We start from the raw sequence: 12,211 nt of genomic DNA, 5'->3' as shown, positions 1-12,211 counted from the left end.
GATGTCAGCAGAGGAAAATGTTGCCTTGACATTCGATGCCTCACGCCCGACTTCCTAGCGTCCGAGGAGACCAACCGATGCCTGAGCCCCGACGATCGACGATCGATGCCGGAGAAGTGGAACGCTTTTCCGCCCTTGCCGCCGAATGGTGGAACCCGAACGGCAAGTTTCGTCCGCTGCACAAATTCAATCCGGTCCGGCTTTCCTATATCCGCGACCAGATCGCGGCGCGCTTCGGCCGCGACCCGCGTGCCGCGCGGCCGTTCGAGGGCCTGCGTATCCTCGACATAGGCTGCGGCGGCGGCCTTTTGTGCGAGCCGATGGCGCGGCTCGGCGCCGAGGTGGTTGGAGCGGACGCGTCCGAAACAAACATCGAAGTGGCGAAACTGCATGCCGCCGAAGGCAATGTGAGCGTGGACTATCGCGCCACGACGGCGGAAGCCCTCGCCGAGGCCGGCGAGAAATTCGACGTCGTCCTCAATATGGAAGTGGTCGAACATGTCGCCGACATCGACCTGTTCGTCGCCAAATGCGGCGAGATGGTCAAGCCCGGCGGCATCATGTTCGTGGCCACCATCAACCGCACGCTGAAGGCGCTTGGCCTCGCCATCATCGGCGCCGAATATGTGTTGCGCTGGCTGCCGCGCGGCACCCATCAGTTCGGCAAGCTGGTGCGCCCCGAAGAGCTGGAAAAGGCGCTGGGCGCCGCCGGCCTGGCGATCATCGACCGCACCGGCGTCACCTACAATCCGCTTGCCGACCGCTGGGCGCGGTCGAAGGACATGGATGTCAACTATATGGTGCTGGCGGAAAAGGGATCGGTGTGATCCGGTCGGGCTTGCCGCAAGCCGTCAGGTTTTCCGGCTTTGCGCCTTGGTTGTGATGAAGACGCCGGCCGTGATGATGACGGCGCCGACCCAGGTCAGCAACTGATAGTGCTCGCCAAGGAAGATCGTACCGGCAAACAGCCCGACGGCCGCCGCGACATAGCCGATCTGGCTGAGATAGACCGGGCCGCCGACCGCTTGCAGCCGGAAGAAGAACGCGAACATCGCCGACGCCGAAGCCATCTGCGCCACCACGACGAGCGGCACGGCGCCGAGCTGGGTGAAGGCCCCGCCGCCGAGCAAGCTCAGTATGCCGACGAGCAGCATCGCCGCGGACGCCAGATGGCTGCCGACGGCGAGTTCGATTGGGCCGGTCCCCTCCGGCCAGTCGATGGTGCGGTAAATGTTGCCGGCGGCGAGGCTGACCGGGATGAGCAGCCCCATGATGACCCAGAAGACATCGGCCGGCTGGCCGGCCTCGCCGCGCGTCACCGCCACCATGACCGCGCCGACGAAGCCGACGACGATGCCGATGACGCCCAGCATGTTGGGACGCCGGACACCGAGCAGGATCGAAAACACCAGCGTGATGACGGGCGACAGCGTGAACATGATGCCGGTATAGCCGGCGCCCAGATGCGGTATGGCCGAAAACATCAGCAGATTGGGGACGGCGTAGGACACCGTGGCGGTGACGAAGAAATAGCGCAGTTTGTGCGCGGTGAGCTGGATACGCTGGCCGCGCAGCAGCGATACGGCGAGCAGCACGCCGCCGGCGCCCAGCGAGATGACGAAGGCCCACACCATGGCCGGCACCCCGGCCGCGGTCGCCAGCTTGCCGAAAGGCAGCGTCAGGCCAAGCAGGCCACCGGTAACGACCAGCAGGCCGAGCGCCGAATCCCAGAGAAACTTCATCGGAACATCCCGTCCTTTGTCGGCGGCGCTTGGCCATCGCTGTTTCCTGAGCTAAGATAATGCAAAGATTCTTAACGTCAAGATATTTGATGTCGAGATACATCGAGGTAACCGATGGACCGCGCGGCGAAAGCGATCGAGCAATGGAACAGGGAGCGGCCGGATCTGGACGTCTCCCCGATGGGGGTGATCGGGCGGCTGAATGAAGCCTCCTCGCTCATCGCCCGCGACCGGCTCGCGCCGTTGTTCGCCCGCTTTGGACTGCAATCGGGGGAATTCGACGTGCTGGCGACGCTGCGCCGTTCCGGGGCGCCATTCGCGCTGACGCCGACCGCGCTCTATGAAGCGACGATGGTCACATCAGGTGCCATGACCGCCAGGCTCGACCGCCTCGAGAAAGCCGGATGGATCGAGCGCGCGCCGCACCCCAGCGACCGGCGCGGCATCGTCGTGCGGCTGACCACGACAGGCATTGCCCTGATCGACGAGGCCGTGACCGCGCATGTCGCCAACGAACACGGGATTCTCGCCGGCCTGACCCGCACGGAACGGGAGATGCTGTCGCGTCTGCTGGAAAAGCTGATCGGCAGCGTGAGCTGATCGCTCAGTTGCGATCGTCTGGGAATACCGGGATCGGCATGAATTCGACGCCGTCCTCGGCCAGGCTCTTGGCTTCGTCGAGTGTCGCCTCGCCATAGATGCCGCGCGCATCGGTTTCGCCGAAATGGATTTTGCGCGCTTCCTCGGCGAACTTGTCGCCGACATAATCGGCATTCTCGCGCACCTTCTCGGCCATTGCCTTCAGTTGCGCCATCGCCTGCTTCTGCGCCTCGCCCATGGCAAGCGCTATGGTTTCCTGCTTGCGGGCCGTGGACACGGCCGGCGCCATCAGCGCCTTCCCGACCTTGTGCGAACCGCAGCTCGGGCAATCGACGAAGCCGCGCTTCTTCTGGGTGTCGAAATCATCATTGCTGCGAAACCAGCCCTCGAACTCGTGCTCGTTGTCGCAAATCAGGGAAAAGCGGATCAAGAGGCGGCACCCCTGAGACGCGGCGCCTCGCCGGCATTGATGGTGAAATCCCGAGCGTTCTTCAAATTGGGGATCTTCTTGCGCGCCGCGAGCGACTGCGCCGGATCGATCTCGGCGACGATCACACCCGGTTCGTCATGCGCGGCTTCCGCCAGGATGCGGCCCCAGGGATCGACGATCAGCGAATGCCCATAGGTTTCGCGGCCATCCTCGTGCAGGCCGCCTTGCGCGGCGGCCACGACATAAGCGCCGTTCTCGATGGCGCGGGCCCTCAAAAGCACATGCCAGTGCGCCTCGCCGGTCTGGCGGGTGAAGGCGGCTGGTACGGTCAACAGGCTGGCGCCCGCCAGGGCTTCGGTGCGGAACAGCTGCGGGAAGCGCAAATCATAGCACACCGCAAAGCCCAGCTTCGCGCCCGCGACTTCCGCCACGACAGCTTCGGTGCCGGGCTCATAGGCGGCGGATTCGCGCCAGCTTTCGCCATTGTCGAGGTCGACATCGAACATGTGGATCTTATCGTAGGCGGCAAGCACGGCCCCGTCCGGACCGAACAGCAGCGCCCGGTTTGCGAGCTTGCCGTCGGCGCGCAGGATTGCGGTCGAGCCCATATGCAGGAAAATGCCGAGATCCCTGGCGAGTTTGCGCGCGGTCGCAACGATAACGTCCTTGTCTTCCGACGTGAACGAGGCGGCGCGCGCTTCCCTGTCGCGGATCAGCGCCCCGGTCATCTCCGGCGTCTGGACATAGGTCGCGCCCCGGCCCGCCGCCTCACGCACCAGCCGCTCCATATCGACCGCATTGCGCTCCGGGCTTTCGCCCGAGCGCATCTGCACCGCAGCCGCCGTGAAAACACCCATTGTCACATCCTCAAATCGTCGAAGCGTTGGCCAGCAGCTTGTCGAGCCGGCCTTCGGCGTCCAGTTCATGCAGGTCGTCGCAGCCGCCGACATGTGTCTCGCCGATGAAAATCTGCGGGAAAGTCGTGCGGCCATGCGCCCGCGAGATCATCTCCTGGCGCAGTTCGGGCGAAAACGACGCGTCGTGCTCGGTATAGGCGACGCCCTTGCGCTCCAGCAGCCGCTTGGCCGCCGTGCAGTAACTGCACATCATGCGTGTATAGATCGTGACATCGACCATGACGAATTCCGCTTTCCTTGCCGACTTATATAGTCGCGGACTCGTCCGCCCGGAAGTCCCCCGGCAACACGCGGGCAAAGGTCAGCACGTCGACTGCCGCCGCACCCCCTTTTTTCAGCGCCTTGGTGGCGGCACGCACGGTGGCGCCGGTGGTGTAGACATCGTCGATCAGAAGCACCCTGCGGCCGGCAATCTCGATCTCGGCCTCATCCGGCACGCGAAAGGCCGCACGCACATTTTCCTCACGCTCCTGCCGCTCCAGCCCGACCTGCTGGCGGGTGAGTTTCACGCGCCGCATGGCGGAAGGCGCGAAAGTCAGCCCGCTGAGATCGCAGACCGCGCGCGCCAGCTCCGCCGACTGATTGAACCGGCGCCTGAAAAAGCGGCGCCAATGCAGCGGCACGGGCACAACCACATCCGCGTCGGCGATGAGATCGGCGCCCACGCGCACCATCCACCGCGCCATCCAGGGCGCGAGATCCGTGCGATCCTGGTATTTCAGCCCCTGCACCATCTGGCGGGCGACGCCGGAATAGGCAACCGCCGCCCGCGCCCGCTCAAAGGGCGGCGGATCGGCGATCGCTTCCGCCGATAGAAAGCCCTCGCCCATGTGATGGGTGAACGGCGTGCCCATCACCGGGCACCACGGCCGCTCCAGCAATCGCAGCTTCGGCCAGCAGGCGCCGCACAGCACACCCGGCTGCGAGACCTGCCGGCGGCAACCGGCGCAGACCGGGGGAAACAGGATGCGCGCCGGCCAGCCCAGAACCGATCGGGTTGCCGACCGGGCGAGCTTGCCGATCTCGACGGACTTGATCTTGCGCATCGGATCGGCCACGTGATTGGTCTTCGACGCCACCATATGAACCACATCAGGGCGCGGACAAACAAGGACCATCCCTTGCAGCCTATAATGGATACCTCTCTGTGGCTGGCGCACAAGCGGCGCGCGCTCATCCATGCGGCAGACGGCGCCGACTTCCTCATGCATCGCGCCGCCGAGGATCTTGCCGACCGGCTGGGTGCCGTCGAGCGCCGGTTCGGCAAGGCGGCGGCCCTGTTTTGCCAGACTGCGGCCGCGGCCGAAGTCATTGCGCAGAGCGGCAAGGTAGCGGATATCGCCCGTGTCGAGATGGACGCAGCTTTCCTGAATGGTGCCCCCGGCCTGATCGCTCCACCGGAGACCGTGCCGTTCGAGCCGCAGGGTCTCGATCTTGCTGTATCGCTTCTGTCGCTGCAGGCGATGAACGACATCCCGGGCATGTTGATCCAGATCCGCCGCGCGCTGCGACCGGACGGACTGTTCCTTGGCGCCTTCGCGGGCGCCGGCACGCTGGCGGAATTGCGCGAAAGCCTGCTTGCCGCCGAGACCGAGCTCTACGGCGGCGCCAGCCCCCGCGTCATCCCTTTCACCGACGTGCGCGATGCCGGCGCGCTGCTGCAGCGCGCTGGTTTCGCGCTGCCTGTCGCCGATGTCGAGACGGTGACGGTACGTTATGCCAACCTGTTCGCCCTGATGGCCGATCTGCGTGCCATGGGCGAAACCTCAGCGCTTGCCGACCGCAGCCGGCGGCCGGGCTCACGCCGGCTGTTTGCGCGCGCCGCCGAAATCTACGCCGAGCGCTTTTCCGACCCCGACGGCCGCATCAGGGCAAGCTTTTCGATGGTGTGGATGTCCGGCTGGGCACCCGATGCCTCGCAGCAGAAGCCGCTGAAGCCCGGTTCGGCCAAGGTCTCATTGAAGGCGGTTTTGGAAGGGCCTGAGGGACATTGACGCGCCCGCAGGCGCGCACACGCCGGATTTATTGCGCGAAGGCGTTGGCCAGCCGGCTGGAATTGTCGCTGAACAACCAGGTCAGTGAATTGAAGACTTGGCCGATACCACCGATGATCGTCAGCGACAGTACGCAGATAATCAGGGCGTATTCGACCGCGGTGGCGCCGTTTTCGTCCTTGAGGAAGCGCAGCAGCACTGTTTTCATCACCTCATTTCCCCCTTGCCCACACCTTAGCGCTGATCTGTTAAGAAAGGTTAACGGCAAAGGCTTAACAGGCGGTGAAATCGCCGCCGTTTGGAAATGTCTTAACCTTGTCAGCAGTCGCCGCTGCTTTGGCCGTCGGAGCGGATGATGCAAACGCCGCCGGGGTCCTGCAGCACGCTGCGGCGCACCGTATAGGTGCTGCGATGGGTGATCGAACCCGTGGCCGTCATGTCGAGGCCCGGGAAATCGTCGCGCGCCGTTTGCGAACGCGTCTGGCTGTCGAGAAAAGGCGTCGCGATCAGCGCCAGCGCCACGGCGGCCGATCCGAACAGCAGCGCGACGCGCAGAACGCCCATGCCTGCATCGGCGGCGCGAAAACCGCGGTCGGGCCGGATCGAATCCCAATCCCTGTCCAGGCTCATCCTATCGCTCCCAAGCGTATGGCGGCGGCCGCACCAAGCGGCCATGCATCAATTTTTCATGATCAGATAAATCTTCCATTAACGCTGACTGATATGGACCATGGTCCGGCCAGTCCACTAGGTCCCTAGAGGAGATCGATCAGGAACGGTATCAGCGGTGCGTCGGCCGGCGGCATCGGATAGTCGCGCATCTGTTTCGGCCGCACCCATTTCAGGGCTTGTCCTTCCCTCGGCTGGGCGATGCCGCGGAAGCGGCGGCAGACGAACAGCGGCATCAGGAGATGGAAGTCGTCGTAGGAATGGCTGGCGAAGGTCAGCGGCGCCAGGCACGGAGTCTCGGTCTCGATGCCAATCTCCTCATGCAGTTCACGGATGAGGCATTGCTCCGGCGTCTCGCCCGGCTCGACCTTGCCGCCTGGAAATTCCCACAGGCCCGCAAGCTGCTTGCCCTCGGGCCGCTGTGCCAGGAGCACGCGGCCGTCAGTATCGACCAGCGCGCAAGCGGCGACCAGCAGCAGGCGCTTGCCGTTGGATGCCGCGTCATTCATGCCTAACTTCACTCATGACCAGGCGGCCGGCGGTAGTGGTAGCGATAGACCTCTTCGAAGCCGAGCGAGCGGTAGAGCGCCAGTGCCGGAACGTTGCCGGCCTCGACCTGCAGCCAGGCTTCGCGCGCACCCCGCAACCGCGCCCATTTCAGCGCCGACAGGATCAGATTGCGTCCGTGGCCCTTGTTGCGCGCCGCCTTGTCGGTGGCAACCTCGAACAGGCCGGCAAGATCGCCATCGTGCACGCAGATCAGCGTCGCCAGCGGCTCCGCCCCATCCTCGAGCGCGAACAGCCCGGCCTCGGGCTGGATGGCGCCGATGATCTCAGACAGGCCCGGCCGCAGCGACACGTCCGAGCCGCTGACCTTGAGCGATGCACCGATGAAGCGGCTGATGTCCTTGAGCGGGATCTGGTCCATGGCCGTATCAAGCTGTGCGCCGGCGAGCGGAAGCCGCATGACCAGGGATTCGTCGAACCGGCTCCAGCCCTCACTGTCGAGATGGCTGGCAAGATCGGGGCCGGAGAGTGGCGACATGCGAAACGTCAGCGGCCGGCCATAGGCATCGAAACGGCGGCTGGCGCGGCCGATGCGGTCGGCAATGTGCTGGATGTCGCCAGGATCGAGCGGATTGACCGAATTCAGCCGCTTGGCCGGATGGCCGGCGGTCAGCCGCACCACCCAGGTGCCGTCATAATGGACAGCGGCCGCCGGCCAGGCGCGAAAGCCGGCCGCCTCGTAGCGGCGCACGGTCGCGAGCATGCTTGCCGGATGACGCGAAACCAAGCCAATCAGCTCCGGTAGTCGCCATTGATGGCGACATATTCCTTGGTGAGGTCGCAGGTCCACACCGTCGCCTTGCCGCGGCCGATACCGATATCGGCGCGGATGCGGATGTCGTCGCGCTTCATGTAGGCCGAGGTCTTTTCTTCCGAATAGGCCGGGTCGCGCTCGCCCTCATGCGCCAGCCGGTTGTCGCCGAACCAGATCGACAGGAGGTCGCGGTCGGCCGGCTCGCCGGCCTTGCCGACGGCCATGACGACACGACCCCAATTGGCATCCTCACCGGCCACCGCCGTCTTGACCAGCGGCGAATTGGCGATCGACAGCGCGATGCGCTTGGCCGAGCGGGCCGACTTTGCGCCGGTGACCGTGACCTCGACCTGCTTGCGGGCGCCCTCGCCGTCGCGCACCACTTGCAGCGCCAGCGATTTCAGCACCTTGCCCAGCGCCCGGCGGAACGCGCCGAGCCGAGGGTCTTTCGGATCGCTGATTGCGGGCGCGCCACGCTTGGCCGCCTTGCCGGTGGCGAACAAAAGCAGCGTGTCGCTGGTCGAGGTGTCGCTGTCGACGGTGACCGCGTTGAAGGTCTTGGCGGTGCCGCGCGAGAGCAGGTCCTGCAGCACCGGCGCCGCGATCGGCGCGTCCGTGGCGATGAAGGACAGCATCGTCGCCATGTCGGGCGCGATCATGCCGGCGCCTTTGGAGATGCCGTTGATGGTGACATCGGCGTCGCCGAGCTTCACCGTCTGCGTCGCCACCTTCGGATAGGTATCGGTGGTCATGATCGCCTTGGCCGCTTCGGTCCACAAATCCGGCTTGCCGTCGCTGACCAGGCCCGTAAGCAGATGGCTGAACTTGGTCGTGTCGAGCGGCTCGCCGATGACGCCGGTCGAGGCCAGGAACACCTCGCCTGCCGTGCAGCCCGCGGCCTTCGCCGCCGCTTCGCCCGTCAGCGCGGTGGATTGACGGCCCTTCTTGCCGGTAAAGGCGTTGGCGTTGCCGGAATTGACGACCAGCACCCGCGCCTTGCCGGCGCCGAGGTTCTGGCGACAGAAATCGACCGGTGCCGAGGGGCATTTCGACTTGGTGAAGACGCCGGCGACCGCCGTTCCCTCGTCGAACACCATGGCCAGCAGGTCGGTACGGTTTTTGTACTTGATCCCCGCTTCGGCGGTGGCGATGCGCACCCCTTCGATGACAGGCATCTTGGGGTATTTCTTCGGCGCGAGCGGCGAAATCGTCGTGGACATGGGGACCTCGGGCGGGAAAATCGCAAGGGGAGAGGCCGGTTTGCCCGATACGACGCGCCGGCGCAAGGGCGTTTTCGTCGCGCTTGCCGGACCGCGAGCCGTTGCGGATTAAGCTTGCAAATCAAATCTGTTGGCGTCGCCGGGGCCTGTGGCGCTATGATCCTGCCCCATGGGCAGGCTTGTGATCCTCGCTTGGGCATTTCTGGGACTTTTGCTGCTGCGCGCCGACGCGGAGCCGGGCCGGCGCGTGGCGCTCGTCATCGGCAACGGCACCTATGCCGAAGCCGGTACGCTGGCCAATCCGGTCAACGACGCGCTCGATATCGCCGACAAGCTGCGTTCGATCGGCTTCGAGGTCATCGAAGGCAACGATCTCGGCAAGCGCGAACTCGAGCGCAGCATCGGCGAGTTCTCCGATGCGCTCGAAGGCGCCGGCGTCGGGCTCTTCTATTATGCCGGCCACGGCCTGCAGGTCGATGGGCGCAACTACATCGTACCGGTCGACGCGCGGTTGGACATGCCGGTCAAGCTGCAACTCGAGGCGGTGCCGATCGACGAAGTCCTCGACATCATGGAACAGCAGACCAAGGTCAGCCTGGTGTTCCTCGACGCCTGCCGCAACAACCCGTTTGCCCGCAGCTTGAGCCGCACCGCCACCACACGCTCGGCGACGGCGCTGGCAGGGCTGGCACAGTTCGACTCGACGCGTGGCTCCTTCATCGCCTTCTCGACCGCGCCGGGCGCGGTCGCCATGGACGGCAGCGGCCGCAACTCGCCCTTCGCCCAGGCGTTGCTGCGCCACATCGCCGAACCCGGCCAGAGCATCAACGACATGATGATCGCCGTGCGCCGCGACGTGGTTTCGCAGACGCGCGAGGCCCAGCGCCCCTGGGAGCAGGGATCGCTGCTCGAGCGCTTCGAATTCGTCCCCGGCGAAGGGATGGTGAAGGCGCCCGAGCCGGCGGCAGCACCGGCGCCCTCCACGCAGGTGGCGGCGCTCGAGCGTTCGGTCGGCGATGACAAGACCTCGATCGAGAAATTCCTGCGCGACGACTATCTGGAGCCCGACGCCAAGGACATGCGCGCCGCCGTCAGACGGCTTTACGGCCCATCCGCAACCATCTTCGGCACGCCCTATGACATCGAGACATTGGTGAAGGTGAAGAGCGACTGGTTCGCGCAATGGGCCTCCTGGTCGCTTGGCCTCGAGCCCGGCAGCCTGGAGGTGACACCGCATGGCGAGGGCAGCGCGCAAGCCGTCTTCGCCATAAACTACGACTACACACCGAAGGACAAGTCGGCGGCGCGTGTGGCCGGCAAGGCGCGTGTGACGCTGGAACTGATCAAGACCGACAAGGGATGGCGCATCGTATCGGAAACATCGCAGGCGATGTGACGGCCCTTGCCCGGTGACGGCGCCAACGTCGGAAAACGGGTCGTTTCGTTTCATCGCCGGATCACTTATCATTGCCGGCGAACTGAAACGAGGACGGTGGGAATGGCCGAGGAGGCGGATACCGCGCGCAAATCGATCGGCGCGCGGCGCAACCCCGACAGCGCCGAGGCCATTCTGGAGGCCGCCGAAGCCGTGCTGGTCGAGGCCGGTTATGCCGGCTTTTCGATCGAGGCCGTGGCGCGGCGCGCCCGCGCCGGCAAGCCGACCATCTATCGCTGGTGGCCGAGCAAGGCGGCCCTGCTGCTCGAGGTCTACCAGCGCCAGAAGCGCGTCGAGGTCCCCGACACGGGACGATTGGAAGAGGATCTCGTCGGTTTTCTGGTCAACCTGTTCTCGCACTGGCGCGAGACATCGTCGGGCAGCGTGTTCAGGTCGCTGATCGCCGAGGCGCAATCGGATGAAACCGCGGCCGCCGCCCTTGCCGGCTACGCCGGCGGACGCCGCGCCCACACCGGCCAGATCATCGAGCGCGCCAAGGCAAGGGGCGAGATCGCCGGCAATATCGATCCGGCCATCGTCGCCGACCTCCTGGCCTCTTATGCCTGGCGGCATCTCCTGACCAGCCGGCTGGACGAACCCGAGGCGACGATCCGCGAGATGGTCCGCTACCTCCTGCGAGGCATAGCGGCGCCCGCCAGCTAGAGTCGGCTGATCAACAAAAAAGGGGGCGCGGCGCCCTTCGGCCGCCGCGCCCCCTTTCGAAGTTGGTGGCTTACTTGGCGCTTTCCAGCGTGTCCACGGCCTGCTTCAGCTTGGCGTCCGGAATCTCCACCTTGGCATCGGCGCGCAGCGACTTGACCAGTGCGAAATACTTGTCGCGGATGACCGCCTGCTTGGCCTGGTCCTTGACGTCGTCGAAAGCCGGCGGCTGCTTGGCGCGCTTGTCCTCGAGCTTGATGACGTGCCAGCCGAACTGCGACTGCACCGGTTGCTCGGTGTACTTGCCGACCTCAAGCGCGAAAGCCGCCTTGTCGAACTCCGGCACCATCTGGCCAGGCCCGAACCAGCCGAGGTCGCCGCCGTTGGATTTGCCCGATGGATCGCTGGTGTGCTCGTTGGCGAGTTTCTGGAAATCCGCACCGCCATCGAGCTGCTTGATGATCGCCTCGGCCTCTTCCTTCGTCTTCACGAGGATGTGACGGGCATGCACTTCGTTGACCGGCGGCGTGTTGGCGATTTCCTGGTCGTAGCGGGCGCGCACCTCGGCATCGGTGACCTTGTCGACGACACCCTTCTCGACCATCTCGCCATGCAGCGCGCGCTGCTGCAGGAAGGCCATGCGGCGCTGGAAGTCGGGATCCTTGTCGAGGCCGTCGGTCACGGCCTTGGCGGCCATGACGCGGATCTCGATCGCCGCCGAGAGCGCGGCGGCGCGGCGCTGTTCGGGCGGCAACTGCGCGAACTGCTGCGAAAGCTCGCCCTCGGCAAGCACCAGGTCGGCTTCGGTCAGCGACTGGCCGTTAACGGTGGCGACCACGGCATTCGGGTCGACCGGCGCCGCGGCGGGTGCTGCCGCATCGGCCGGTGCGGCCGGTGCGGGAGCGGTCTCCTGCGCCATCGATGGCGACAGGCAAAACGCCGACAGGCCGAGGGCCAGGCCAAGGCTGGCAAGCGACGCGCGGCTGAACAACAAGGACATAAGGATTGACTCCGGTGAGGGATTGTAAGGAGGGTGGCTTCCAGATCAGCCAGATTGTGGCGGAATTTGGCGCGACCGGCAGGGCCAGCGCGGCGTTGACATCAGTTGAGCCCCCTCTTATCTGTCCATCGACTTGGCGTCCAGAACCGTTTTCCGGGCGCTTTTTGTGTTTGCCCGTATTCAGGCGGTGCGTTCACGTGGATGTGATGGGGCCGGCCGGCAC

16 protein-coding genes are annotated in these 12,211 nt (G+C 65.3%); 5 read left to right on the top strand and 11 right to left on the bottom strand.

Translation table 11 applies throughout. The features are described from left to right. Positions 1 to 77: 77 nt before the first annotated feature. Positions 78 to 827: a bifunctional 2-polyprenyl-6-hydroxyphenol methylase/3-demethylubiquinol 3-O-methyltransferase UbiG gene (ubiG, locus tag FJ967_RS15080; RefSeq protein ID WP_140732606.1), complete on the top strand. Its 750-nt coding sequence runs from the start codon at positions 78 to 80 to the stop codon at positions 825 to 827. Between the two features lie 24 nt (positions 828 to 851). Here ubiG and FJ967_RS15075 read toward each other — a convergent pair whose 3' ends face one another. After that, positions 852 to 1,742 (bottom strand): DMT family transporter, encoded by an 891-nt coding sequence (locus FJ967_RS15075; protein ID WP_140732605.1) that lies wholly within the window; start codon positions 1,740 to 1,742, stop codon positions 852 to 854. Positions 1,743 to 1,856: 114 nt separating this feature from the next. On the opposite strand from FJ967_RS15075, the gene FJ967_RS15070 reads away from it, so the two are divergent. Beyond that, positions 1,857 to 2,342: a MarR family transcriptional regulator gene (locus FJ967_RS15070; RefSeq protein ID WP_140732604.1), complete on the top strand. Its 486-nt coding sequence runs from the start codon at positions 1,857 to 1,859 to the stop codon at positions 2,340 to 2,342. 4 nt (positions 2,343 to 2,346) lie between these two features. On the opposite strand, the gene FJ967_RS15065 is transcribed toward FJ967_RS15070, so the two are convergent. Genes FJ967_RS15065 through FJ967_RS15050 form a run of 4 tightly spaced genes read right to left on the bottom strand, consistent with a single transcriptional unit; the run spans position 2,347 to position 4,747 of the window. Next, positions 2,347 to 2,772: a DUF1178 family protein gene (locus tag FJ967_RS15065; protein ID WP_140732603.1), complete on the bottom strand. Its 426-nt coding sequence runs from the start codon at positions 2,770 to 2,772 to the stop codon at positions 2,347 to 2,349. Beyond that, complete coding sequence (locus tag FJ967_RS15060) at positions 2,769 to 3,629, bottom strand: carbon-nitrogen hydrolase family protein (protein ID WP_140732602.1); 861 nt, start codon at positions 3,627 to 3,629, stop codon at positions 2,769 to 2,771. Before FJ967_RS15060 ends, FJ967_RS15065 begins: the two co-directional genes overlap by 4 nt. Before the next feature lie 10 nt (positions 3,630 to 3,639). Next, entirely contained in the window at positions 3,640 to 3,909 is a 270-nt protein-coding gene (gene grxC / locus FJ967_RS15055; protein ID WP_140732601.1) for a glutaredoxin 3, read from the bottom strand. 25 nt (positions 3,910 to 3,934) lie between these two features. Then, positions 3,935 to 4,747, bottom strand: coding sequence for a ComF family protein (locus tag FJ967_RS15050; protein WP_140732630.1), 813 nt, complete (start codon positions 4,745 to 4,747; stop codon positions 3,935 to 3,937). 63 nt (positions 4,748 to 4,810) lie between these two features. Here FJ967_RS15050 and FJ967_RS15045 point away from each other — a divergent pair, with 63 nt between their 5' ends. Continuing rightward, the gene (locus FJ967_RS15045; protein ID WP_140732631.1) at positions 4,811 to 5,683 is read left to right on the top strand and encodes a methyltransferase domain-containing protein; all 873 of its coding nucleotides are present in this window, start codon (positions 4,811 to 4,813) and stop codon (positions 5,681 to 5,683) included. Between the two features lie 28 nt (positions 5,684 to 5,711). Here FJ967_RS15045 and FJ967_RS15040 read toward each other — a convergent pair whose 3' ends face one another. The 5 genes from FJ967_RS15040 to argJ all read right to left on the bottom strand — a co-directional run bounded on the left by FJ967_RS15040 (position 5,712) and on the right by argJ (position 8,893). Continuing rightward, a complete protein-coding gene (locus tag FJ967_RS15040; protein ID WP_140732600.1) occupies positions 5,712 to 5,891 on the bottom strand; it encodes a Flp family type IVb pilin in 180 nt (59 codons plus the stop codon). A 110-nt stretch (positions 5,892 to 6,001) separates the two neighbouring features. Further along, positions 6,002 to 6,313: a hypothetical protein gene (locus FJ967_RS15035; RefSeq protein WP_140732599.1), complete on the bottom strand. Its 312-nt coding sequence runs from the start codon at positions 6,311 to 6,313 to the stop codon at positions 6,002 to 6,004. Between the two features lie 125 nt (positions 6,314 to 6,438). Then, a complete protein-coding gene (locus FJ967_RS15030) occupies positions 6,439 to 6,861 on the bottom strand; it encodes a (deoxy)nucleoside triphosphate pyrophosphohydrolase (RefSeq protein WP_140732598.1) in 423 nt (140 codons plus the stop codon). 8 nt (positions 6,862 to 6,869) lie between these two features. Further along, positions 6,870 to 7,622: a GNAT family N-acetyltransferase gene (locus FJ967_RS15025; RefSeq protein ID WP_140732629.1), complete on the bottom strand. Its 753-nt coding sequence runs from the start codon at positions 7,620 to 7,622 to the stop codon at positions 6,870 to 6,872. A 29-nt stretch (positions 7,623 to 7,651) separates the two neighbouring features. Continuing rightward, on the bottom strand, positions 7,652 to 8,893 hold the full coding sequence (gene argJ, locus FJ967_RS15020) for a bifunctional glutamate N-acetyltransferase/amino-acid acetyltransferase ArgJ (protein WP_140732597.1): 1,242 nt from the start codon (positions 8,891 to 8,893) through the stop codon (positions 7,652 to 7,654). A gap of 169 nt (positions 8,894 to 9,062) precedes the next feature. Here argJ and FJ967_RS15015 point away from each other — a divergent pair, with 169 nt between their 5' ends. Next, positions 9,063 to 10,289 (top strand): caspase domain-containing protein, encoded by a 1,227-nt coding sequence (locus tag FJ967_RS15015; RefSeq protein ID WP_140732596.1) that lies wholly within the window; start codon positions 9,063 to 9,065, stop codon positions 10,287 to 10,289. Between the two features lie 102 nt (positions 10,290 to 10,391). After that, the gene (locus FJ967_RS15010) at positions 10,392 to 10,991 is read left to right on the top strand and encodes a TetR/AcrR family transcriptional regulator (RefSeq protein WP_140732595.1); all 600 of its coding nucleotides are present in this window, start codon (positions 10,392 to 10,394) and stop codon (positions 10,989 to 10,991) included. A gap of 70 nt (positions 10,992 to 11,061) precedes the next feature. On the opposite strand, the gene FJ967_RS15005 is transcribed toward FJ967_RS15010, so the two are convergent. Then, a complete protein-coding gene (locus FJ967_RS15005; protein WP_140732594.1) occupies positions 11,062 to 11,988 on the bottom strand; it encodes a peptidylprolyl isomerase in 927 nt (308 codons plus the stop codon). Positions 11,989 to 12,211: the final 223 nt, after the last annotated feature.

Source organism: Mesorhizobium sp. B2-3-4 (assembly GCF_006442315.1).
Lineage (GTDB): Bacteria > Pseudomonadota > Alphaproteobacteria > Rhizobiales > Rhizobiaceae > Mesorhizobium.
This window is presented reverse-complemented; position numbering and strand designations above follow the sequence as displayed.

Excerpts from the sequence above, each read along its gene's own strand:
- argJ (WP_140732597.1), bottom strand. The coding sequence starts at position 8,893 with ATGTCCACGACGATTTCGCCGCTCGCGCCGAAGAAATACCCCAAGATG.
- FJ967_RS15030 (WP_140732598.1), bottom strand. The coding sequence starts at position 6,861 with ATGAATGACGCGGCATCCAACGGCAAGCGCCTGCTGCTGGTCGCCGCT.
- FJ967_RS15075 (WP_140732605.1), bottom strand. The coding sequence starts at position 1,742 with ATGAAGTTTCTCTGGGATTCGGCGCTCGGCCTGCTGGTCGTTACCGGT.
- FJ967_RS15070 (WP_140732604.1), top strand. The coding sequence starts at position 1,857 with ATGGACCGCGCGGCGAAAGCGATCGAGCAATGGAACAGGGAGCGGCCG.
- FJ967_RS15010 (WP_140732595.1), top strand. The coding sequence starts at position 10,392 with ATGGCCGAGGAGGCGGATACCGCGCGCAAATCGATCGGCGCGCGGCGC.
- grxC (WP_140732601.1), bottom strand. The coding sequence starts at position 3,909 with ATGGTCGATGTCACGATCTATACACGCATGATGTGCAGTTACTGCACG.
- FJ967_RS15040 (WP_140732600.1), bottom strand. The coding sequence starts at position 5,891 with ATGAAAACAGTGCTGCTGCGCTTCCTCAAGGACGAAAACGGCGCCACC.
- FJ967_RS15025 (WP_140732629.1), bottom strand. The coding sequence starts at position 7,622 with ATGCTCGCGACCGTGCGCCGCTACGAGGCGGCCGGCTTTCGCGCCTGG.
- FJ967_RS15035 (WP_140732599.1), bottom strand. The coding sequence starts at position 6,313 with ATGAGCCTGGACAGGGATTGGGATTCGATCCGGCCCGACCGCGGTTTT.
- FJ967_RS15005 (WP_140732594.1), bottom strand. The coding sequence starts at position 11,988 with ATGTCCTTGTTGTTCAGCCGCGCGTCGCTTGCCAGCCTTGGCCTGGCC.
- FJ967_RS15060 (WP_140732602.1), bottom strand. The coding sequence starts at position 3,629 with ATGGGTGTTTTCACGGCGGCTGCGGTGCAGATGCGCTCGGGCGAAAGC.
- ubiG (WP_140732606.1), top strand. The coding sequence starts at position 78 with ATGCCTGAGCCCCGACGATCGACGATCGATGCCGGAGAAGTGGAACGC.
- FJ967_RS15015 (WP_140732596.1), top strand. The coding sequence starts at position 9,063 with ATGGGCAGGCTTGTGATCCTCGCTTGGGCATTTCTGGGACTTTTGCTG.